The organism is Flavobacterium sp. PL12 (assembly GCF_039123485.1).
Classification (GTDB): domain Bacteria; phylum Bacteroidota; class Bacteroidia; order Flavobacteriales; family Flavobacteriaceae; genus Flavobacterium; species Flavobacterium weaverense.
Window position 1 is genome coordinate 53,262 of the sequence record NZ_JBANDI010000006.1, and the last position, 20,045, is coordinate 73,306.

Below are 20,045 nucleotides of genomic sequence, written 5' to 3' on the forward strand. Positions count from 1 at the left end.
AAACTCAGAATCTGAAAGATAAAAAAATGGATGAAGTTTTAAAAATAGTTAACGATATTAAAAATGGTAATATAAAGCCCATCTATTTTTTAATGGGTGAGGAAACCTATTATATAGATAAGCTATCTGATTATATTGAGCAAAAAGTATTAACGGAGGAAGAAAAAGGCTTTAACCAAACTGTTCTTTATGGCAGAGATGTTACAATCGAAGATATTATTTCTACTGCAAAACGATATCCAATGATGGCAGAACGCCAAGTTGTAATTGTAAAGGAAGCTCAGGATTTAGCTAGGACTATTGAAAAATTAGAAGCGTATGCTGAAAACCCAATGCCAACTACCGTTTTAGTAATTTGCTACAAATACAAAGCTTTTGACAAACGTAAGAAAGTAACTAAATTAATAGCTAAAAACGGTGTCGTTTTCGAAAGCAAGAAATTGTATGAAAACCAAGTTGGAGACTGGATAAAGCGTGTTTTAGCTGGGAAGAAATACGCAATTGAACCAAAAGCTACTGCAATGCTTGTCGAATTCTTGGGAACGGATTTGAGTAAAATCAACAATGAACTTGAAAAATTACAAATAATACTTCCTGTTGGAACAACCATTAGTCCAAAAGACATTGAAGAAAATATAGGTTTTAGTAAAGATTTTAATGTATTTGAATTACGAAAAGCACTTGGTGAACGTAATCAATTAAAAGCATATACTATTGCTGAAAACTTTGCTCAGAATCCAAAGGATAATCCAATGGTAGTTACTACAAGTTTAGTGTTTGGTTTTTTTATCCAATTATTAAAATATCATGGCTTGAAAGATCGTAATCCTAAAAATGTTGCGGCCGTAATAGGAGTAAATCTATACTTTTTAAAAGAATATGATTTGGCTTTGAAAAATTACCCCATGAAAAAAGTAAGCCAGATTGTGGGTGCTTTACGAGATATCGACGTTAGAAGTAAAGGTGTTGGTTCAAATGCAATATCACAATCAGATTTATTAAAGGAAATGCTTTATAAAATATTTAATTAAAGCATAAAAAATACCGATATTTGCAAATCCGTTTCGAAACTTCGAAATAAGAAATAAAAATTAAAACATCACAACTATGGGAATGAATAAAAATACCATTTTAGGTTGGGCGACCTTAATCATGATTCTTATGGGGTTACTACTTATAGGACTAGGAGCTTTTAGATATAGCGATGTTTCAGGATGGGGATTTGCAGCAGTAGGTCTTGGCTTTTTAGCTAATGCATGGGTATTTAGTTCACTTAAAGGCAGACTTTAGTGGTAATCATTGTTCCTATTGAATATATAGAGTAACTTTAAAAAATAAACAAAAAACACTTTAAACAAGAATTATGGCAGACGATAAAAAAGTTATCTTCTCAATGTCAAAATTGAGTAAAACCTATCAAGGAGCAGATAAACCTGTACTTAAAAATATCTACTTGAGTTTCTTTTACGGAGCTAAAATTGGTATTTTAGGTTTAAATGGTTCCGGAAAATCTTCTTTATTAAAAATTATTGCAGGTGTAGATAAAAACTATCAAGGAGATGTTGTTTTTGCACCGGGTTATACTGTGGGTTACTTAGAACAAGAGCCAATTCTTGATGATACTAAAACAGTAATTGAAATTGTTAAAGAAGGAGTTGCTGAAACGATGGCCGTTCTTGATGAATTTAACAAAATCAATGATAGTTTTGGTTTACCAGAAGTATATGAGAATGCAGATAAAATGGAGCAATTGATGGATCGTCAAGCGCTTTTACAAGATAAAATTGATGCATTAGGTGCTTGGGAAATTGACACAAAATTAGAAATTGCCATGGATGCATTGCGTACTCCAGAAGGTGATACTCCAATTAAAAATTTATCTGGTGGAGAGCGCCGTCGTGTTGCTTTATGTCGTTTGTTATTACAACAGCCTGATGTATTGCTTCTGGATGAGCCTACGAATCACTTGGATGCAGAAAGTGTTCTTTGGTTAGAACAACATTTAGCACAGTATGCTGGAACAGTGATTGCTGTTACGCACGATAGATACTTTCTAGATAATGTTGCAGGATGGATTTTAGAATTGGACAGAGGTGAAGGTATTCCTTGGAAAGGAAATTATAGTTCATGGTTGGACCAAAAGTCTAGTAGAATGGCATTAGAAGAAAAAACAGCTTCTAAACGTAGAAAAAACTTAGAACGTGAGTTGGACTGGGTTCGACAAGGAGCTAAAGGTCGTCAAACAAAACAAAAAGCACGTTTACAGAACTATGATAAATTATTGAATGAAGACCAAAAGCAATTGGACGAAAATTTAGAAATTTATATTCCAAATGGTCCGCGTTTAGGAACAAATGTAATTGAGGCTAAAAATGTTGCCAAAGGTTTTGGTGATAAATTATTATATTATAATTTAAACTTCACTTTGCCACAAGCGGGAATTGTTGGAATTATTGGACCAAACGGTGCTGGTAAATCAACTATTTTCAAAATGATAATGGGTGAAGAAAAACCAGATTCTGGTGAATTTATGATTGGTGATACTGTTAAAATCGCTTATGTGGATCAAGCACACTCTAATATTAATCCTGACAAATCTATTTGGGAAAACTTTTCTGATGGTCAAGAATTAATTATGATGGGTGGAAAACAAGTAAACTCAAGAGCTTATTTATCTCGTTTTAACTTTGGTGGAGGAGAGCAAAATAAAAAGGTTTCTGCTCTTTCTGGTGGAGAACGCAACCGTTTACACCTTGCGATGACTCTAAAAGAAGAAGGAAACGTTTTATTACTAGATGAGCCTACAAATGATTTAGATATTAATACACTTCGTGCACTAGAAGAAGGTTTAGAAAGTTTTGCTGGTTGTGCAGTAGTAATATCGCACGATAGATGGTTCCTAGATAGAATATGTACTCATATTTTAGCTTTTGAAGGAAACTCAGAAGTGTATTGTTTTGAAGGTGGATTCTCTGAATATGAAGAGAACAAGAAAAAACGTCTAGGTGGTGATTTAACTCCGAAAAGATTGAAATACAGAAAATTAATTAGAAGCTAAATCGCTTTCAAATTTTCTAACAGCAAGAGGATGTCCAAAAGGTCATCCTCTTTTTTTTGCTGTTATTTATTTCTTTTTATCTGAATTCATCATAATAAAAACGGCGGCAACTAGTCCTACTATTACCAAACCAAATACGACAACCATTATAAATGTCCCGTTATCCATTGTAAAAAGTGTTGTGTCTTTCATGTTTTATTAAATTTTAAGATTCGTCAAATATATACTTCTTGCAATATAAAAGGTATGATATTTATCATAATTATTTTTATTCCAAAAATTTCGCCTTTAAATGAGTTGAAGGGAGCATGCAGGCATCTTTTTTTCCATACCACTTATAACGATTTTTAGCGATGTAATCATATATAAAATTCGTAAAGGAAGAAGGCAAGATTGAAAAAATTTGAGATAACGAGAAAATTCCTCCGAGATCTTTTGCAATTTCAAAAACAGCTTGTGATTTATGGTAGTAAGCAAAACCAGGCTGATATAAAATTATACTATCCAATTTCTCACTGCTTACTCCAAGGTATGTCGTAATTTCTTTCCCTAAATCTGATTGTAGTGATGCAAATCTAAAAATATCTTTTTTATCGTGTTTGATTATAAACTGAACCGCAGAATCACAAAGATTACAAACGCCATCAAAGAGTATTATTTTTTTATCGTTTGGTAGTTTTTCCATTTTATAGTGATTGCAAGGGATGAAGTGATTTTAATAGGTCAGCAAGTTTTATTGTTATTGCGAGGTGCGAAGTAATCCAATTAAGTTGATCACTTTCATTACTCAACTCGGTTAATTTTAGTGTGGTTGCGTCGTTCCTCGCAATGACTAGTGTTATTAGATAATATTATGTCCAGCATACTTTTATCCTGATGCTAATGCCTCGTTCCTCGCAATGACTTTATTCAGTCATTATGGATTTAATATCCTCAAATAAATCTTTCCATGTAGGATTTAATGAGCGAATCAAATTATTTTTACTTTCTCTCGAACCAGCTTTAATCTGTTTTTCTCTTGTAATTGCATCACCAATCCATTGAAATTGTTCGTAGTAAACTAATGTATTAAGATTGTAACGAGCCGAAAATGAATTGGAATACCTTTTTTCTTTATGCTCCAAAATTCGTTGCGGAAGATTGGAAGTTACTCCAGTGTAAACTACAGTTTGGTATTTATTAGTGATTATATAAATAAATCCTGGTTTCATAGTTTTTATTTTATTAATACTGTCATTACGAAGAACGAAGTAATCTTATTAAGTTGATCACTTTCATTACTCAACTCGGTTATTTTTAGTGTGGTTGCGTCTTTCCTCGCAATGACTTGCGTAACCGACTGTATTTAACTCTATTATTAAAAGTTTATTTAATTGTGATTGCGAAGTTTATCGTAATGACTGAATAAAAAGTAAAAAAGCCAATTCTGTCAAGAGCTTATATTACTTCTTCACAGCTTCAACTAATTCTAAGTCTTCTAAACTTACTTTAGACATAAAAACACCATAATTCACATTAGCTTTGTTTTTTTCAATGTTTTCTATAGTTCCTACAGCTTTTCCGTCAAGCATGCGAACTCTATCACCAACTTTCAAAATATGTTTAATTTTTTCAATTACAGGTTTTAGTTTCTTTTCTTTCTTCTCTTTTCTGATCTCTTCGACATGAACTGTTACTTCCTCAATAATTTCTTTTTTCTTAGCGACAATTGCTTTCGCTTCTTTAGGAGTTGCTTTTATACGCTTAGAATTTTCTATTTCGATAATTTTCAAAAATTCAGCTATTAGATCTTTTTTATTTTTATTGTTGAAATACTTCTGTGAAATATCTTCAATTTTTTGTCCAATATAAATTGTCTTCTGATTACTATCATATAGTTCTTGATAGCTTTCTAATTTCTGCTTTATCTTGACATTTATATTTTCCATTTTGCGTCCTTCTTCACGCGCTTTCGTTTCTTCTTCTTTTAGCGTTTGTGAAGTTTTTTCCATCTTCGAGCGCTCTTTTTGAAGCGTAGCGATAGTCTTATCAAACCGTACTTTTCCAACTTCAATCTTCTTTTTAGCTCTATTGATTAGTCCGTACGGTATTCCATTTTTGAGTGCTACTTCAAAAGTAAAGGAACTTCCTGCTTGTCCCAAAGCTAGTTTATACATTGGTTCTAATGATTTCTCATCAAAAAGCATATTGGCATTCGTCGCAAAAGGCAATTCATTTGCAAGAATCTTCAAGTTGGAATAATGTGTTGTGATAATTCCGAAAGCTTCTCTATGATAAAATTCTTCTAAGAAAATCTCCGCTAATGCCCCTCCTAATTCAGGATCTGATCCTGTACCGAATTCATCAATCAAAAACATAGTTTTTCTATTACATTTCTTGAGAAAGTAATTCATGTTTTTTAATCGGTAACTATAAGTACTCAAATGATTTTCAATAGATTGATTGTCTCCAATATCCGTTAGTATACGATCAAATAAGAACGTTTCACTTCTTTCGTGAACTGGAATTAGCATTCCAGATTGCAACATCAATTGAAGTAAACCAACAGTTTTTAGTGAAATTGTTTTTCCACCAGCGTTAGGTCCAGAAATAACTATTATTCTATTTTCTTGCGCTAACTCAATAGTTTGAGGATGCGTAATTTCATTTTTTTGCTTGTTATTCAAATACAAAATAGGATGGAAGGCATCTCTAAAATATAGCCTTCTATTTTCAGTAATGGCAGGCATGATACCGTTAATTCGATTAGCATACTTGGCCTTAGCAGAAATGAGATCAATGTCACTTAAGAAATCTTGATATTGAATTAATAAAGGTAAAAAAGGTCTAATTTGATTGGTAAGCTGTTTTAAAATTCTATTAATTTCTTCCTTTTCTTCGTATTCTAAGTTGCTAAGTTCTCTCGAATAATTTAAAGTTGCTTCGGGCTCGATGTAGGCTATACTTCCTGTTTTCGAACTTCCTAATATTGATCCCTTTACTTTACGACGATACATTGACAATACCGCTAAAACTCTACGATTTTGCACAAAACTTTCTTTAATATCATCTAAATAACCTAAAGCATTATATTGTGTTAAAGCAGTTCCAAAACTTTGATTCACTTTTCCTCTTACTGTATTCATATTTCTACGAGTATTCAATAAATCTGGAGAAGCATTATCTTTAATTTCTCCGTATTTATCTACAATTTCGTCTACCATTGCGATAATATCCTTTGTAAATTCGACCGATAATGCTCTCGAATTCAAATTAGGATAATAGTCATCAAACTTTTTAAAATAGGTAAGCAAAAAATTTACAGAGGAGGATATAGTAGCAATTTTGCGAAAACTTCCAACCTCAAGTAAGCTATCTTCTATTGCAAGAAATCTAATTTCGTGCGTGATGGCGTCAAAACCATGATTTGGAATTGCATTATTATTTTGGAAAGACGAGACGTACTCTGATGTTTGCATTAATGCTTTCATCAACGTTTCCTTATCTTTAAAAGGAGTTATTTCTAATGCTTTTTGTTTTCCTATATCAGTATTACAAATTTCCGAAATCGTCTCTAAAACGGTTGGAAATTGTAAATCTTGTAATGTTTTTTCGGTGATGGATATCATTTATGGCTTTGGTTCTTTTCAGTACAAAAATAGTTAATAGTTAAGACTATTTAACAGTCATTCACAAAGAATTAAAGATTGTTTACTTTCGCTTTTATTAAGTTTTAAACGAAGAATTTTATGTCACTACAATTACACTATGTATCTTTGAAAATTAAATATTAGATATGAAAATTAATCTTAATGCGGATTGGAAAAATATTTTATCAGAGGAAATCCAAAAGCCCTATTTTGAAGATTTATTAGAAATAGTTGATCAAGAATATAATGAGCAAATTTGTTATCCTCCGAAAGATCTAATTTTTTCAGCTTTTAATTATTGCAGTATCAACGATTTAAAAGTAGTAATAATTGGCCAAGATCCATATCATGGTCGTGGAGAAGCCAACGGTTTATCATTTTCAGTTAATGATGGCGTGAGAATTCCTCCTTCGCTGCGAAATATTTATCGGGAATTAAATGATGATTTACAAACTATTTTTTTACCAACTTCTGGAAATCTAGAAAAATGGGCTAAACAAGGAGTTTTACTTTTGAACGCTTCATTAACAGTAAGAGAAGATACTCCAAATAGTCACAAACATTTAAAATGGAATCTTTTTACGGATACTATAATTCAAAAGATTTCAAATGATAGAGAGAATATTGTCTTTTTACTTTGGGGCGCTTTTGCGCATAAAAAAGGTCTCAAAATTGATCGTAGAAAACATTTAGTTTTAGAATCCGGACATCCTTCGCCAATGAGTGCTAATCAAGGAAAATGGTTTGGAAATAAACATTTCACTAAAACGAATGATTACTTAAAAAGTAATGGTATTGCACCTATAGAATGGATTGCTGGAGAATGAATTTAATTTTAAAATCCAAGAATGTATCTCATTGTAGTTCGCGTGAGGGATTGCAGCTGGCTACCGAAGTAGCGCGAAAAGCCCGACAGCATAAAATAAGAAGGGCTCATCACAGTAATGTAATGAGCCCTTCTTGTTTTATGGTGGCATGCCCAAATCAATAAACAAACCTATATTTTACTCTTTTTTTACTTTTATTATATCGTCTAAAACCGCTCTATTTTCGTAGTTAATTACTTGTAAAATGATTTCTTGATTTTTTAAAGTTTTACCTTCAATTACGTAAAGCTTTCCTTTTTTAACAACAACATTACTTTTATCAAAAACTACGTCTCCAAATTCTAAAGTGTTTTTAACATCTGATGTATCAATCCATGATTCAGCTAAAATTTGAGAAGCTTTTTCAGAATAATGAAAAGGTTTGTTTCTTAAATCATTTAAAACTCTAGCATTAGGAAAATAATTACAACGGGTGTCTTTACCGCTAAAAACCAAAGAGACAAAAAACACTCCCATTACCAAACCCACTAAATAATAAGCGAAACGATGTATAAATTTCATGATTAATTTTTGTGCAAAGGTAGAAGAAAGTTTCCTTAAAAAACAATTAAATTGATGTCGTTGTTAGGCAAATTAAACCAATCTCCAATGGCACTGCTAGTGAGAATTCCGTGGTACATATATACTCCATTTTTTAATCCTGTATCAAAACGAATGGCAGTTTCAATACCGCCATCATCCGCAATTTGTAACAGATATGGAGAAATAATATTACTTATGGAAAGTGAAGCCGTTTTTGAATATCTAGACGGAATATTAGGAACACAATAATGCAATACATTACTTTTAATAAATGTGGGTTTCTCATGCGTAGTAACTTCTGAAGTTTCAAAACAACCGCCAGTATCAATACTTACATCCACAATAACTGCACCTTTTTTCATGTGTTCGACCATTGTTTCTGTAACAATTACTGGACAGCGCTCAATACCTCGCATCGCGCCAATGGCTACATCACATCGTCTTAATGCTTTTAGCAAAGCTTTCGGTTGGATGGTTGAAGTGAATATTCGCTGGTTTAAATTATTTTGTAATCTACGTAACTTAGTAATCGAATTATCAAAAACTTTAACGGTTGCACCTAATCCTATAGCAGTTTTTGCAGCAAATTCTCCCACAGTTCCTGCACCTAGAATAACGACATCAGTAGGAGGTACGCCAGTAATATTCCCAAATAATAATCCTTTTCCAAACTCATTTGTAATCATTAATTCGGCCGCAATAAGTACCGAAGCAGTTCCAGCAATTTCACTCAATGACTTCACCGCTGGATAAGATCCATCTTCATCTTTAATATATTCAAAAGCGAGTGCGGTTATTTTCTTTTTAGACAATGCTTCAAAATAGCATTTTTTACGTGTTTTAATCTGGATAGCAGAAATTAGAATTGTTTTAGTATTCATCATTTCTATCTCTGCAGTGGTTGCGGGTTCAACCTTTAAAATCATTGGACAACCAAAAACCTTTTTTGTATCACAAGTTACTTCGGCACCAGCATCCGAATATTCTTTATCAGTATAACTTGAACTCTCGCCAGCACCAGTTTCAATCATCACTCGATGACCGTGAAATGTCAATGAATTCACAGCGTCAGGAGTAAGGCAAATACGGCGCTCTTGATGACTATTTTCTTTTGGTATACCAATAAAAAGTTCGCTTTTCTGTCTTCCCACTTCAAGTTTTTCTTCTTGAGGTAAAAGCTGCTGCTTTGTGAAAGGTGTGTTGGTAATTGGCATTGGTTGTTATTTTAAAAGTTCCTTTACTATCAAATTTTGAATAGAAAAAGTACAATAGTTTATTATTTAATGAGATAAAGATAAGCAGAAATTTTAAACAATTATTCGTTCCATTTTTATATCTGCTCTTTCATAATTTCCAGTTTCTAATTCAATTTCTTCAAATCCAAATTTACGATATAAATGTAAGGCTGTAAGCAGCTTTCTATTAGAGTACAAAATTAATTTTTCAATCTTATTTTCCTTGGCGAAAGATAAGCAATGATCAATTAATTTCTTTCCAATTCCCAATCCCTGAATTTTGCTGGTTATTGCCATTTTGCTTAATTCAAAAGTTGAATCATCTATTTTCAGAAGAGAAACGGTTCCAATAATTTCACCATTATATCTGGCATAAAATATAAATCCTCCTTTATCAATAATTTCCCCTTGTGGATTTGAAAGTACAAGTTGATCTTTTGGTTCTACATTAAAATATTTTATAAGCCATTCAAAATTTAATATTTTAATATGATCTTTTAAATCTGTTGTAAAAGGAATTATTTCTAAAGTATTTTTTAAACTCATCTTTTGTTCTAACTTAATATTAATTCTCGTTTTCCATCAGGAAGCAAAGAAATTGTAATGACAGAATGTAACTCCGGAATTAAATTAGGGATCTTTTCAGCCCATTCAATAAAACACCAATTTCCAGAATATAAGTAATCATCGATTCCCATATCTAGCGCTTCGGTTTCCTTATTTAATCTATAAAAATCAAAATGGTAAACCAGTTGATTGTTAGCTGCTTCATATTCATTAACTAAAGAAAAGGTTGGGCTGCTTGTCGCACCTTGAACTCCTAAACATTTACATAACTGTTTAATAAGAGTTGTTTTTCCAACGCCCATTTCTCCATGAAAAAGAATTACTTTATTTGGTTTTTCTGCAATTATTTTTTGAGCAACTTGCTCTATTTGGTCTAATGAAAATTTGATTTCCATGGTTGTTTTAGTTAGATAATTCAGATTGTAAAAATAATGTAAATCCCGTAAAATAAGTACTATTGAGATAGTAAATTATTATTACGAGATTTATATTTAAAGGTTATTTCGGACTAAATATTAAACATGGAATTATCATTTCTTCTAGAGAAATTCCTCCGTGTTGATAGGTGTTTTTGTAGTAACTCACATAGTGATTATAATTATTTACGTAAGCTAAAAACAAATCATTTTTTGCGAAAATATAGGAGCTACTCATATTAATCGCGGGTAAACCAATGTTTTTTGGCTCCTTAACAGCGTACACATCTTTATTTTCATACGTTAAACTTCGTCCAGTTTTATAGCGTAAATTTAAACTAGTGTTTTTGTCTCCTATAACTTTCGAAGGATTTTTTACATTAATCGTACCGTGGTCGGTTGTTAAAATTAATTTGAAACCCATTTTTTGAGCTTGTTGAATTATTTCTAACAGAGGCGAGTTTTTAAACCAGCTCAAAGTAAGTGACCTGTACGCTTTATCATCTGAAGCAAGTTCTTTTACTACGTCCATTTCTGTTTTAGCATGAGAAAGCATGTCTACAAAATTATAAACAACAGTAACTAAGTCATTATTCTTCAAAGATTTGAATCCTTCAACTAATTTTTTTCCGCCCGCAAGGTTGGTTATCTTGAAGTAGTCTTCCTTGATATTTAATCCTAATCTTTTCAATTGCGCTGTTAAAAACTCAGCTTCGTACAAGTTTTTTCCACCTTCTTCAGGATCATTTTTCCAATATTGTGGAAACTGTTTCTCCATCTCTATTGGCATTAAGCCAGAGAATATTGCATTCCTTGCATATTGTGTAGCGGTAGGTAAAATAGAATAATACGCAACTTCTTTTTCTAATTTATAGTAATTGCCCACAACACTTTCAAATGCTTTCCACTGATCGTAGCGAAGATTATCAATTACTACAAACAAGATTGGCTTATCTTTTTTCTTTAGTTCTGGTAGTACTAACTCTTTGAATAATGTATGTGATTGAACAGGTTTATCCGCTTTTGGTGCAAACCAATCTTCATAATTACGTTCAATAAATTTTCCAAATTGAGAATTAGCTTCTGCTTTTTGAGATTCCAGAATTTCAATCATTCCTTGGTCATCGATATTCTCCAACTCTAATTCCCAAAAGATAAGTTTTTTATACATTTCGACCCAATCTTCATAGGAGTTGACTTGTGCCATTTCCATAGTAATTTTTCGAAATTCTTTCTGATAATCTAAAGTTGTTTTTTGAGAAATCAATCGAGAGTGATCTAAATTTTTCTTTAAACTCAGTAAAATCTGATTTGGATTCACAGGTTTAATAAGATAATCAGCGATTTTAGAACCAATCGCTTCCTCCATTATATATTCTTCTTCACTCTTGGTAATCATAATCATGGGAACTGAAGATTTTTTTTCCTTCATTTCCATTAGTGTTTCAAGTCCGCTAATTCCGGGCATATTTTCATCCAGAAAAACAACATCAAAGTTATTTTCTTCGAAAATTGTAATAGCATCGAGACCGTTATTACAAGTAGTTACTTCGTAATTTTTTTTCTCAAGAAATAGTATATGTGGTTTCAAAAGGTCGATTTCATCATCTACCCAAAGTATTTTTATTTTATCCATAATTTGTATTGCAAGTGTTGTATTGTACAAAATCAAAGTGCCAAATTACATTTTTTTGTAGCTTGTATCTGCTAATATTATTATAATTTTTTACCAAGTCAGTTGCTGGTTATCTTAAACTTTTCGACTTAAATTTGAGTTTCATCATTAAAACATAATTATAAAATGTTTAAGTTTTGGATTACAATAAGTGTTAAGATCGAAAATTGAGTAAAGCAAAAAACCACTACCTAATAAATAAGTAGTGGTTTTAAGAAATTAGAATTAATAATTAATGAACTAAGTTGTTCTATTGCCAACCACCGCCTAACGCGCGATATAATTGAATCACTGCTTTATACTGTTGATATTTGTTGTCAATTAAATTAAGTTCCGCATTCAAAGCATTGTCTTTAACAGTTAATACTTCTAAATAATTTGCTAAACCATACGTTAACAATTCATCTGAATATTCGGTTGCTTTATTTAATGCATCAACTTGTTTCTCTCTCACCGTAAGTTTGTACGTCTCATTGTTGTAATTAGCTAACGCATCCGAAACTTCTTTTCCTGCAGTCAATAATGATTGCTCAAATTGTATGTATGCTTTTTCTTGATTTGCCTTTGCAATTTCAAACTTAGTTTTGATTTGCCTTTGATTAAAAATAGGTTGTGTCAAACCCGTTATTACATTTGCAAAAAGAGAATTAGCGCTAAACCATTCTTTTAAATCAATACTTTGCAGTCCACCTGAAGCAGTAACTTTGAATGTTGGATAAAAATTACTTTTAGCAACATTGGTTTGTTCGAAATTAGAAATCAAATTGTATTCTGCAGCAATCACATCTGGTCTATTTCTCAGTAAAGTAGCGGGAACTCCAACAGTAATTGCTGGTTGCATAGTTTGCTTTTCGAAAGTGCTACGTTCCATTTTTGTAGAACTTTCGCCCATTAAAATACTCAATGAATTTTCAAGAATAATGATGCTGTTTTTTAAATCAGCGATAATTATTTCAGTTGCATATTTTTGAGCTTCAGTTTGCTTAACACCAACTTCAGTAACATTTCCAGCATCTTTCAAAGCGATGATCGTCTCAATACTTTTGTCACGATTTACTAACGTTTTTTCTGCTAACTCTATTTGTGCATCCACTGAAAGCAATTGATAATAAGTTGCCGCTATTGTAGCAATTATTTGAGTTTTAACTGCTTGTTGCACTGCTGTAGTTTGGAAATAGCTTGCATTTGCAGCGCGTTTATTGCTTCTTATTTTTCCCCAGATATCTGCTTCCCAAGAAAGATTTCCTGTTAACTGATATTGATCCGTGCTTCTACTTTGTAATAGCGCACCAAATTGACTGTTTTTAGAAAGTTCTTGATGTGTCCAGTCTGCTCCAGCCGAAAGAGTAGGGAAGTAACCTGCTTTTCCTTGCTTCATCATTGCTTCTGCTGCGACAATATTTTGCATCGCAATTTTGACATCTAAGTTGTTTTCTAGGCCTTTCTTAATATAACCTTGTAAAAGCGGGTCAGTAAAAACCTTATCCCAAGCCACATTGGCTAAGGATAAAGTATCATTTGAAACTACTTGATTTCTATATAAATTTTCTGTTTTTAAATCTGGTCGGCTGTACTCTTTAGCAACAAAACAAGATTGCATTACGGTAGCTGTAAGAACAAGCAGCCCTATTTTATGGAACTTATTTTTCATTTTCTTCATTTAAAAGTATAACATCAGATTCAGTAGTAATTACAGGTTTTCCTGAAATTTTTTCTTGCATGCTCTGGAATATGATGAATAGAATTGGAATTACAAAAACTCCTAAAATTGTTCCTACTAACATTCCTCCAACGGCTCCCATACCAATAGAACGGTTACCAACTGCACCAACACCTGAAGCAAAAGCTAGAGGTAACAACCCAAATATAAATGCTAACGAAGTCATTAAAATTGGACGTAAACGTGCTTTAGCACCTTCAATTGCAGCTTGTGTTAAATCCATACCTTGTCGGCGTCGTTGTATCGCAAATTCGACTATCAGAATCGCATTTTTCGCTAATAATCCTATCAGCATTATCAAGGCAACTTGGAAATAAATATTGTTTTCTAATCCCGCTAATTTCACGAAACCAATGGCTCCAGCAATACCTACAGGTAATGATAGTAAAACAGATAGTGGCACTAAATAACTCTCATACTGCGCACTCAACAAGAAATACACAAAGATTAAACTCAATAAGAAAACCCAAATAGCTTGGCTTCCCGCTAAAATTTCTTCTCTAGTCATTCCAGAGAATTCATAGCTATATGTTTTAGGTAGATGTTGTTCTGCTACTTCTTGAATCGCTTTGATGGCATCACCAGAACTAAATCCAGGATTTGCTTTACCATTCACGTTAACTGCTTTCAACATATTGAAACGAGCAACTGCTTCTGGACCGTAGATTCTTTTTAAACTTATAAATTGACTAATTGCTACTTGTTGACCTGCAGCATTTTTCACATAAATGTTATTTATAGAAGCTTCTGTCGCTCTATCAGAAGGTTTTGCCTGAATCATTACACGATATTGTTTACCAAATTTATTAAAATCAGTAGTGTACAATCCGCCGTAATATCCTTGCATGGTATTGAAAATATCCGAAACTGATACTCCTGCATCTTTAGCTCTTTCTACATTAATGTCCATTTCAAACTGTGGAAACGACGCATTAAAGTTAGTTTGTGCATATTGAATTTCAGGCCTTTTCATTAATTCGCCTAGAAATTCATTGCTGACTTTGCTGACTGTAGCCCAATCATCATCCCCTTTGTCTTGAATTTTTAATTCGAAACCATCAGCTGAACCAAAACCTTGTACACTTGGAGGTGTAAAAAACAATGCTCTTGCATCTTTAAAATGTGCTGTTTTGCCAAACAACTCTTTTACAACGGCATCAACAGATTGGTTGTCTCCTTTTCTATCTTTCCAATCTTTCAATTTGATAATTGTAAAGGCGTACGAACCACCATTTACACTATTCAACAAACTAAAACCTACCACACTCATTCGAGATTCAATAATATCCATTGAACCTAAAATAGTGTCTAACTCCTTAACTGCAATCTGTGTTTTCTCCAATGTTGTTCCTGGAGGAAGCGTCAAATCGGCCATGATTATTCCACGATCTTCATTTGGAATAAATCCAGACGGTGTAGTTTGAAACAATAAGAAAGTAATTCCCGAAAATACAATTAATCCAACAACTGTAATCCATCTTTTTTTAGCTAAAAAGCCTAAAGACTTCACGTATTTATTATTCATTCGATCAAAGCTAGAATTGAAAGCGATGAAAAAACGATCTTTAAAATTGGCATCGTGATGATCTGAATCTTTATGTGGTTTTAAAAACAACGCACATAATGCAGGACTCAAAGTCAATGCATTTACTGCAGAAATTAAAATTGCAATTGCTAAAGTGATTGCAAACTGCTGATAAAATACTCCAGACGGACCATTCAAGAATGAAACTGGGATAAATACGGCAGCCATAACTAGTGTGATGGAAATAATCGCACCTGTAATTTCGCTCATCGCTGAAATTGTAGCTTCTTTTCCGGATCTGGCGCCTTCATCTAGCTTAGCGTGTACTGCCTCGACGACGACAATGGCATCATCGACGACAATTCCAATTGCAAGAATCATGGCAAATAAAGTCAACATATTTATTGAGAATCCAAACAACTGCAGAAAGAAAAATGTTCCAATAATTGCTACAGGAACTGCAATAGCAGGAATTAATGTAGATCTAAAATCTTGCAAGAAGATATAAACTACGATAAAAACCAATATAAATGCTTCTAGTAAAGTCGTTAATACTTTATCGATTGATGCATCAAGAAACGTTTTAGTATTCAACGGAATTACATAATCAACTCCTTTAGGGAAATCTGGTTTTGTCTCATCTAAGATGGTCATTACTTCAGTAATAATATCTTGTGCATTAGAGCCTGAAGTTTGGAAAACACCAACAGCAACTCCTTGTTTACCCATTGCAATATTTTTAGTTCCATAATTGAAACCTCCTAATTCAACAGTGGCAACATCTTTTAAATGAAGAAAATTTCCATTTCCTGTCGAACGAATTACAATATTTTCGTAATCTGAAATTTCAGATAGTCTTCCCTTATATTTAATAACATATTCGTAAACACCATCCGCATTTTCTCCAAATTTTCCTGGAGCTGCTTCTACGTTTTGCTCTTGTAGCGCCGCTTGGATTTCTTTTGGTGAAACATTATACGAAGCCATTTTTGCAGGATCGATCCAAATTCTCATCGAATAATCCTTAGCTCCAAAAACATTAACTTGTCCAACACCTTTTACACGTTGTAATTTTGGTACTAAATTTATTTTCGCATAATTCTGAATATACGTTTCATCAAAGTCATCGTTATTCGAATACAAAGCAAAAAACATCAAAGCACTCGTTTGACTTTTTACAGTTGTAACTCCAGTTTGAACAACCGCTTGAGGTAATTTGCTGGTGGCACGAGCAACTCTATTTTGAACGTTTACTGCAGCAATATCTGGATCTACACCTAATTCAAAGTAAACGGATATTTTAGCAGAACCATCATTAGCTGCAGAGGAAGTCATGTAAGTCATTCCTTCAACACCATTAATTTCTTCTTCTAGCGGAATAACAACACTATTAAGTACTGTTTCAGCATTTGCACCGGTATAACTTGCACTAACTTGAACCGTTGGTGGTGCTATTTCTGGATACTGTTCGACCGGTAGCGACATCAATCCTAAAACACCTAAAATGGTAATTAAGATGGAAATTACCGTCGATAGGACTGGTCTTTCTATAAAAGTTTTTAACATTTTGAGTATTATTTTTTAGCTGGAGTAGCGTTTATTTTTAGTGAGTCTTTAGCTATTGGAGCAGCAGTTTCTGTTGAATTAGTTTCTTTTTTTTGCTGCGGAACAATCTCAGTGTCATTTTTCAACTTGGAAGTACCTTCAACTACAACAACATCGCCTTCAGAAAGTCCTTCAGTAACAATAAAGTTTAAATCAGAAGTTCCATTTGTAACAATAATTTTTGATTGTACTTTATTACCTTCGCCCACCACAAAAATCATCTGTTTTCCTTGTACTTCAAAAACTGCATTTTGAGGAACTAACATCACATCCTTTTGTAGAATAGGCATGCGAATAATTCCGCTGCTTCCGCTTCTTAAAATACCTTCTGGGTTTTTGAACTCAGCTCTAAATTGTATTGTTCCTGTTGTAGGATTCACTAAGCCGTTCATTGTAACTACTTTTCCTTTTTGATCATATTCTGAATCATCAACTAATAATAGAGAAACTTCAGGAACTGATTTCAATTTTTCAGCAGTTGAACCTCCTTTAAAAGTCTTGTTGAAAAAAAGTAATTGTTTTTCATTCATAGAAAAATAAGCACGAACTATTTTAGTGTCTGAAACTGTTGTTAAAGGCATTTCACTTACAGAATTCACTAAGCTTCCTTCACGGAAAGGTAAACTTCCTATAACTCCATTCACAGGAGAAACGATTGTTCCAAAACCAATATTTGAAGCAATACTACCATAGGCACTTTTGGCTTGAGCCAACTTTGCTTTTGCAGTTTCCAGCTGAACATTACTTATAATTTTTCGATCTACTAAAGGTTTCAATCGATCTACTTCCACCTGAGCAGCTTGGATCATTGCTTTTGCGGCTGATGCATCTTGATTTAAAGTTTGCGTTTCAAGTTTGAATAGTATTTGTCCTTTGCGAACAACTTGACCTTCATCAACATAAATTTTTTGAATAAACCCATTTACTTTAGGACGAATTTCTACATTTTGCTGACCTTCTAGGTTTGCTGTGTACTCATGATAAACCACTGCATCTTGCAAGGTTACTGTTTGAACAGGAAAAGGAGCTGCAGTAGGAGCAGGCATTTGTTGTTCTTCTTTTTTACCACAAGAAGCTATGATTAGCAAGGCAAATAGAGCAAATATTGAATTTTTTTTCATTTCTATGATTGGGTTAAGTATTTATATTTAAGAATTATTCTTTTCGATTTCTTTAAACTGATCTATGGTTTTTATTAAAAGCTCCTCAACTTCACAAACGTGATTTTTATATGCTTTTACATTCTCCATATTATATTGCTCTTCCGAACAAGAAACTGTTTTCTCTCGATAATCAATTAATCGATCAATTATCTTCTTTTCGAATTCCAGTAATTTGATATAATTTGCTAATCTTTCACTAAAAGGTGAAGGTTTGAAATATTTTTTGCGATCACCAGCTACGGTGTAATAAGTGATCTTATCCATTTTTAAAAGTAAATTCAAGTTTGTAGAAACAGAGCTTTTACTGGCTTTCATTTTTTCAACTATTGCCTCAAATGTTAACCCTGACTTGCAACCATCAATTATTAATAATCCAAGTATTCGAGAACCAAGAGGTGGCAAATTATATAGCAACTCAAAATGAAGTCCGAACATCTCAATAAGCTCTTCGCGTTCTTTTTGTATTTTTTGCATAATTTTTTTTTGCAAAATTACGTTTAGTTCATAGATTACCGAACTAAACGAACTTAAAATAATGTTAATCTTTTTAACATTTATCTTAGTGTATTAGCTTGCTGCAGATTATGATTATTAAAAAGTAAAAAAAGAAATTAAAAATTCTGCAGTCGTGGATTTAGTACTATTTGGGATTTTATTAATTTTTTTGGTAAAAGTCATTCTGATATTTTTAGAATAGCATACTTATCAGACTAATCATTTTTCAGCCTTGAACTACGATTTCTGATTTAGAATGTTATTTCCTTATATTTGTTGACCTAAAAAAAACTTATAGTGAGTCAAATCAATAAGCTTAAAATATTTAATGATCCCATTTACGGGTTTATCACAATTCCAAACGCATTAATTTACGATTTAATTCAGCATCCTTATTTTCAAAGATTGCGACGCATCTCTCAAATGGGATTATCGTATTTAGTTTATCCGGGAGCAAATCACACTCGTTTTCATCACGCCTTAGGTTGCATGCATTTAATGCAAAAAGCAGTCGATGTGTTGCGTTTCAAAGGAATTCTTATTTCTCCAGAGGAAGAAAATGCTTTGTATATCGCAATCTTATTGCATGATATAGGACATGGACCTTTTTCGCACGCAATGGAAAAAAGTATAGTGGAAGAGGTGCATCATGAAGAAATTTCATTGCTTTTTATGAACCAACTTAATGTTGAATTTAAAGGCAAGCTTGATTTGGCGATTAAAGTTTTTAAAGGGGAGTATCATCGAAAATTTATGCTTCAATTGATTTCGAGCCAGTTAGATATGGATCGAATGGATTATTTGAAACGAGATAGTTATTATTCTGGTGTGGCGGAAGGTAATGTAAATTCAGAACGGTTAATCCAAATGATGAATGTCGATAAGGATTATTTGGTTATTGAAGAAAAAGGAATTTATTCTGTCGAAAAGTTCTTAATGTCGAGACGATTAATGTATTGGCAAGCTTATTTACATAAAACCAGTTTAGTAGCAGAGTTGATTTTGATGCGAATTTTAAAACGGGCTAAGGAATTAACTTTAAAAGGAGTGAAGCTTTCCTGCAGTGAGCCATTACTGTTTTTCATGGAACATAAGGTTACAATGGAAACTTTTGATGCTGACACCTTAGATTTATTTGCTCAATTAGACGACTTCGATATTATTGGTGCTCTAAAAGCTTGGCAAAAAAATGATGACTTTATATTGTCAACTTTAAGTAAAATGATTGTCAACCGCGATTTACTGAAAATAAAACTGACTAATGAAAAAGTAGATTTAGAGGAATTACAACCTTTAAAAGAGCGCTTCGCTGCAGAAAACAACATTTCTATAGCTGACACAAATTATTTCATTTTTAAGGGAAAAATAAAAAATCAAGCTTACAGTAAAGAAGCGGATCCCATACGAATTTTGAAAAAAGATAGTTCGGTGGAGGACGTAATTGAGTCATCAGACCAATTGAATTTAAAATCATTATCAAAATCGGTAACCAAGTATTACATCTGTTTTCCAAAACAACTGTTATAAAAACACCGTTTAAAATCTATT

The 20,045-nt window shown here is 32.7% G+C and carries 18 protein-coding genes; 5 read left to right on the forward strand and 13 right to left on the reverse strand.

Features of this window, described 5'->3' with window-relative positions:
* The first annotated feature begins 26 nt into the window (after positions 1-26).
* The 3 genes from holA (at position 27) to ettA (ending at position 3,058) form a co-directional block, all read left to right on the forward strand.
* A complete protein-coding gene (gene holA, locus RCH19_RS04480; protein WP_343022216.1) occupies positions 27-1,031 on the forward strand; it encodes a DNA polymerase III subunit delta in 1,005 nt (334 codons plus the stop codon).
* Between the two features lie 76 nt (positions 1,032-1,107).
* Positions 1,108-1,290 carry a CAL67264 family membrane protein gene (locus tag RCH19_RS04485; RefSeq protein ID WP_121925162.1) on the forward strand — a complete coding sequence of 61 codons (183 nt, stop codon included), beginning with the start codon at positions 1,108-1,110 and terminating at the stop codon, positions 1,288-1,290.
* A 73-nt stretch (positions 1,291-1,363) separates the two neighbouring features.
* A complete protein-coding gene (gene ettA, locus RCH19_RS04490) occupies positions 1,364-3,058 on the forward strand; it encodes an energy-dependent translational throttle protein EttA (RefSeq protein ID WP_343022217.1) in 1,695 nt (564 codons plus the stop codon).
* A gap of 66 nt (positions 3,059-3,124) precedes the next feature.
* Here the strand turns inward: ettA and RCH19_RS04495 are convergent, their stop codons facing one another.
* The 4 genes from RCH19_RS04495 to RCH19_RS04510 form a co-directional block, all read right to left on the reverse strand.
* Positions 3,125-3,250, reverse strand: a complete 126-nt coding sequence (locus RCH19_RS04495) for a hypothetical protein (protein ID WP_262706557.1) — start codon at positions 3,248-3,250, stop codon at positions 3,125-3,127.
* A gap of 76 nt (positions 3,251-3,326) precedes the next feature.
* On the reverse strand, positions 3,327-3,743 hold the full coding sequence (locus tag RCH19_RS04500; RefSeq protein ID WP_121925164.1) for a DUF393 domain-containing protein: 417 nt from the start codon (positions 3,741-3,743) through the stop codon (positions 3,327-3,329).
* 220 nt (positions 3,744-3,963) lie between these two features.
* Positions 3,964-4,269 (reverse strand): GIY-YIG nuclease family protein, encoded by a 306-nt coding sequence (locus RCH19_RS04505; RefSeq protein WP_343022218.1) that lies wholly within the window; start codon positions 4,267-4,269, stop codon positions 3,964-3,966.
* A 231-nt stretch (positions 4,270-4,500) separates the two neighbouring features.
* Positions 4,501-6,666 carry a DNA mismatch repair protein MutS gene (locus RCH19_RS04510; protein WP_343022219.1) on the reverse strand — a complete coding sequence of 722 codons (2,166 nt, stop codon included), beginning with the start codon at positions 6,664-6,666 and terminating at the stop codon, positions 4,501-4,503.
* A gap of 167 nt (positions 6,667-6,833) precedes the next feature.
* Between RCH19_RS04510 and ung the strand changes: the two genes are divergently transcribed.
* A complete protein-coding gene (ung, locus tag RCH19_RS04515) occupies positions 6,834-7,514 on the forward strand; it encodes a uracil-DNA glycosylase (RefSeq protein ID WP_343022220.1) in 681 nt (226 codons plus the stop codon).
* A gap of 177 nt (positions 7,515-7,691) precedes the next feature.
* Here ung and RCH19_RS04520 read toward each other — a convergent pair whose 3' ends face one another.
* The 9 genes from RCH19_RS04520 to RCH19_RS04560 all read right to left on the reverse strand — a co-directional run bounded on the left by RCH19_RS04520 (position 7,692) and on the right by RCH19_RS04560 (position 18,476).
* Entirely contained in the window at positions 7,692-8,075 is a 384-nt protein-coding gene (locus RCH19_RS04520) for a DUF4258 domain-containing protein (RefSeq protein ID WP_343022221.1), read from the reverse strand.
* A gap of 35 nt (positions 8,076-8,110) precedes the next feature.
* Entirely contained in the window at positions 8,111-9,310 is a 1,200-nt protein-coding gene (locus RCH19_RS04525; protein WP_343022222.1) for an alanine dehydrogenase, read from the reverse strand.
* Positions 9,311-9,403: 93 nt separating this feature from the next.
* Complete coding sequence (locus RCH19_RS04530) at positions 9,404-9,877, reverse strand: GNAT family N-acetyltransferase (protein ID WP_343022223.1); 474 nt, start codon at positions 9,875-9,877, stop codon at positions 9,404-9,406.
* A gap of 8 nt (positions 9,878-9,885) precedes the next feature.
* Positions 9,886-10,293, reverse strand: coding sequence for a tRNA (adenosine(37)-N6)-threonylcarbamoyltransferase complex ATPase subunit type 1 TsaE (gene tsaE / locus RCH19_RS04535; protein WP_343022224.1), 408 nt, complete (start codon positions 10,291-10,293; stop codon positions 9,886-9,888).
* A 103-nt stretch (positions 10,294-10,396) separates the two neighbouring features.
* Positions 10,397-11,950, reverse strand: a complete 1,554-nt coding sequence (locus tag RCH19_RS04540; RefSeq protein ID WP_343022225.1) for a bifunctional response regulator/alkaline phosphatase family protein — start codon at positions 11,948-11,950, stop codon at positions 10,397-10,399.
* Between the two features lie 289 nt (positions 11,951-12,239).
* Positions 12,240-13,640, reverse strand: coding sequence for an efflux transporter outer membrane subunit (locus tag RCH19_RS04545; RefSeq protein WP_343022226.1), 1,401 nt, complete (start codon positions 13,638-13,640; stop codon positions 12,240-12,242).
* Entirely contained in the window at positions 13,630-16,800 is a 3,171-nt protein-coding gene (locus tag RCH19_RS04550; RefSeq protein WP_343022227.1) for an efflux RND transporter permease subunit, read from the reverse strand. Before RCH19_RS04550 ends, RCH19_RS04545 begins: the two co-directional genes overlap by 11 nt.
* A gap of 8 nt (positions 16,801-16,808) precedes the next feature.
* Positions 16,809-17,960 (reverse strand): efflux RND transporter periplasmic adaptor subunit, encoded by a 1,152-nt coding sequence (locus RCH19_RS04555; protein WP_343022228.1) that lies wholly within the window; start codon positions 17,958-17,960, stop codon positions 16,809-16,811.
* A 27-nt stretch (positions 17,961-17,987) separates the two neighbouring features.
* Positions 17,988-18,476, reverse strand: a complete 489-nt coding sequence (locus RCH19_RS04560; protein ID WP_343022229.1) for a hypothetical protein — start codon at positions 18,474-18,476, stop codon at positions 17,988-17,990.
* Between the two features lie 318 nt (positions 18,477-18,794).
* Between RCH19_RS04560 and RCH19_RS04565 the strand changes: the two genes are divergently transcribed.
* Positions 18,795-20,024: an HD domain-containing protein gene (locus RCH19_RS04565; RefSeq protein WP_121925174.1), complete on the forward strand. Its 1,230-nt coding sequence runs from the start codon at positions 18,795-18,797 to the stop codon at positions 20,022-20,024.
* The last annotated feature ends 21 nt before the right edge of the window (positions 20,025-20,045 follow it).

Excerpts from the sequence above, each read along its gene's own strand:
- holA (WP_343022216.1), top strand. The coding sequence starts at position 27 with ATGGATGAAGTTTTAAAAATAGTTAACGATATTAAAAATGGTAATATA.
- RCH19_RS04485 (WP_121925162.1), top strand. The coding sequence starts at position 1,108 with ATGGGAATGAATAAAAATACCATTTTAGGTTGGGCGACCTTAATCATG.
- ettA (WP_343022217.1), top strand. The coding sequence starts at position 1,364 with ATGGCAGACGATAAAAAAGTTATCTTCTCAATGTCAAAATTGAGTAAA.
- RCH19_RS04495 (WP_262706557.1), bottom strand. The coding sequence starts at position 3,250 with ATGAAAGACACAACACTTTTTACAATGGATAACGGGACATTTATAATG.
- RCH19_RS04500 (WP_121925164.1), bottom strand. The coding sequence starts at position 3,743 with ATGGAAAAACTACCAAACGATAAAAAAATAATACTCTTTGATGGCGTT.
- RCH19_RS04505 (WP_343022218.1), bottom strand. The coding sequence starts at position 4,269 with ATGAAACCAGGATTTATTTATATAATCACTAATAAATACCAAACTGTA.
- RCH19_RS04510 (WP_343022219.1), bottom strand. The coding sequence starts at position 6,666 with ATGATATCCATCACCGAAAAAACATTACAAGATTTACAATTTCCAACC.
- ung (WP_343022220.1), top strand. The coding sequence starts at position 6,834 with ATGAAAATTAATCTTAATGCGGATTGGAAAAATATTTTATCAGAGGAA.
- RCH19_RS04520 (WP_343022221.1), bottom strand. The coding sequence starts at position 8,075 with ATGAAATTTATACATCGTTTCGCTTATTATTTAGTGGGTTTGGTAATG.
- RCH19_RS04525 (WP_343022222.1), bottom strand. The coding sequence starts at position 9,310 with ATGCCAATTACCAACACACCTTTCACAAAGCAGCAGCTTTTACCTCAA.
- RCH19_RS04530 (WP_343022223.1), bottom strand. The coding sequence starts at position 9,877 with ATGAGTTTAAAAAATACTTTAGAAATAATTCCTTTTACAACAGATTTA.
- tsaE (WP_343022224.1), bottom strand. The coding sequence starts at position 10,293 with ATGGAAATCAAATTTTCATTAGACCAAATAGAGCAAGTTGCTCAAAAA.
- RCH19_RS04540 (WP_343022225.1), bottom strand. The coding sequence starts at position 11,950 with ATGGATAAAATAAAAATACTTTGGGTAGATGATGAAATCGACCTTTTG.
- RCH19_RS04545 (WP_343022226.1), bottom strand. The coding sequence starts at position 13,640 with ATGAAAAATAAGTTCCATAAAATAGGGCTGCTTGTTCTTACAGCTACC.
- RCH19_RS04550 (WP_343022227.1), bottom strand. The coding sequence starts at position 16,800 with ATGTTAAAAACTTTTATAGAAAGACCAGTCCTATCGACGGTAATTTCC.
- RCH19_RS04555 (WP_343022228.1), bottom strand. The coding sequence starts at position 17,960 with ATGAAAAAAAATTCAATATTTGCTCTATTTGCCTTGCTAATCATAGCT.
- RCH19_RS04560 (WP_343022229.1), bottom strand. The coding sequence starts at position 18,476 with ATGCAAAAAATACAAAAAGAACGCGAAGAGCTTATTGAGATGTTCGGA.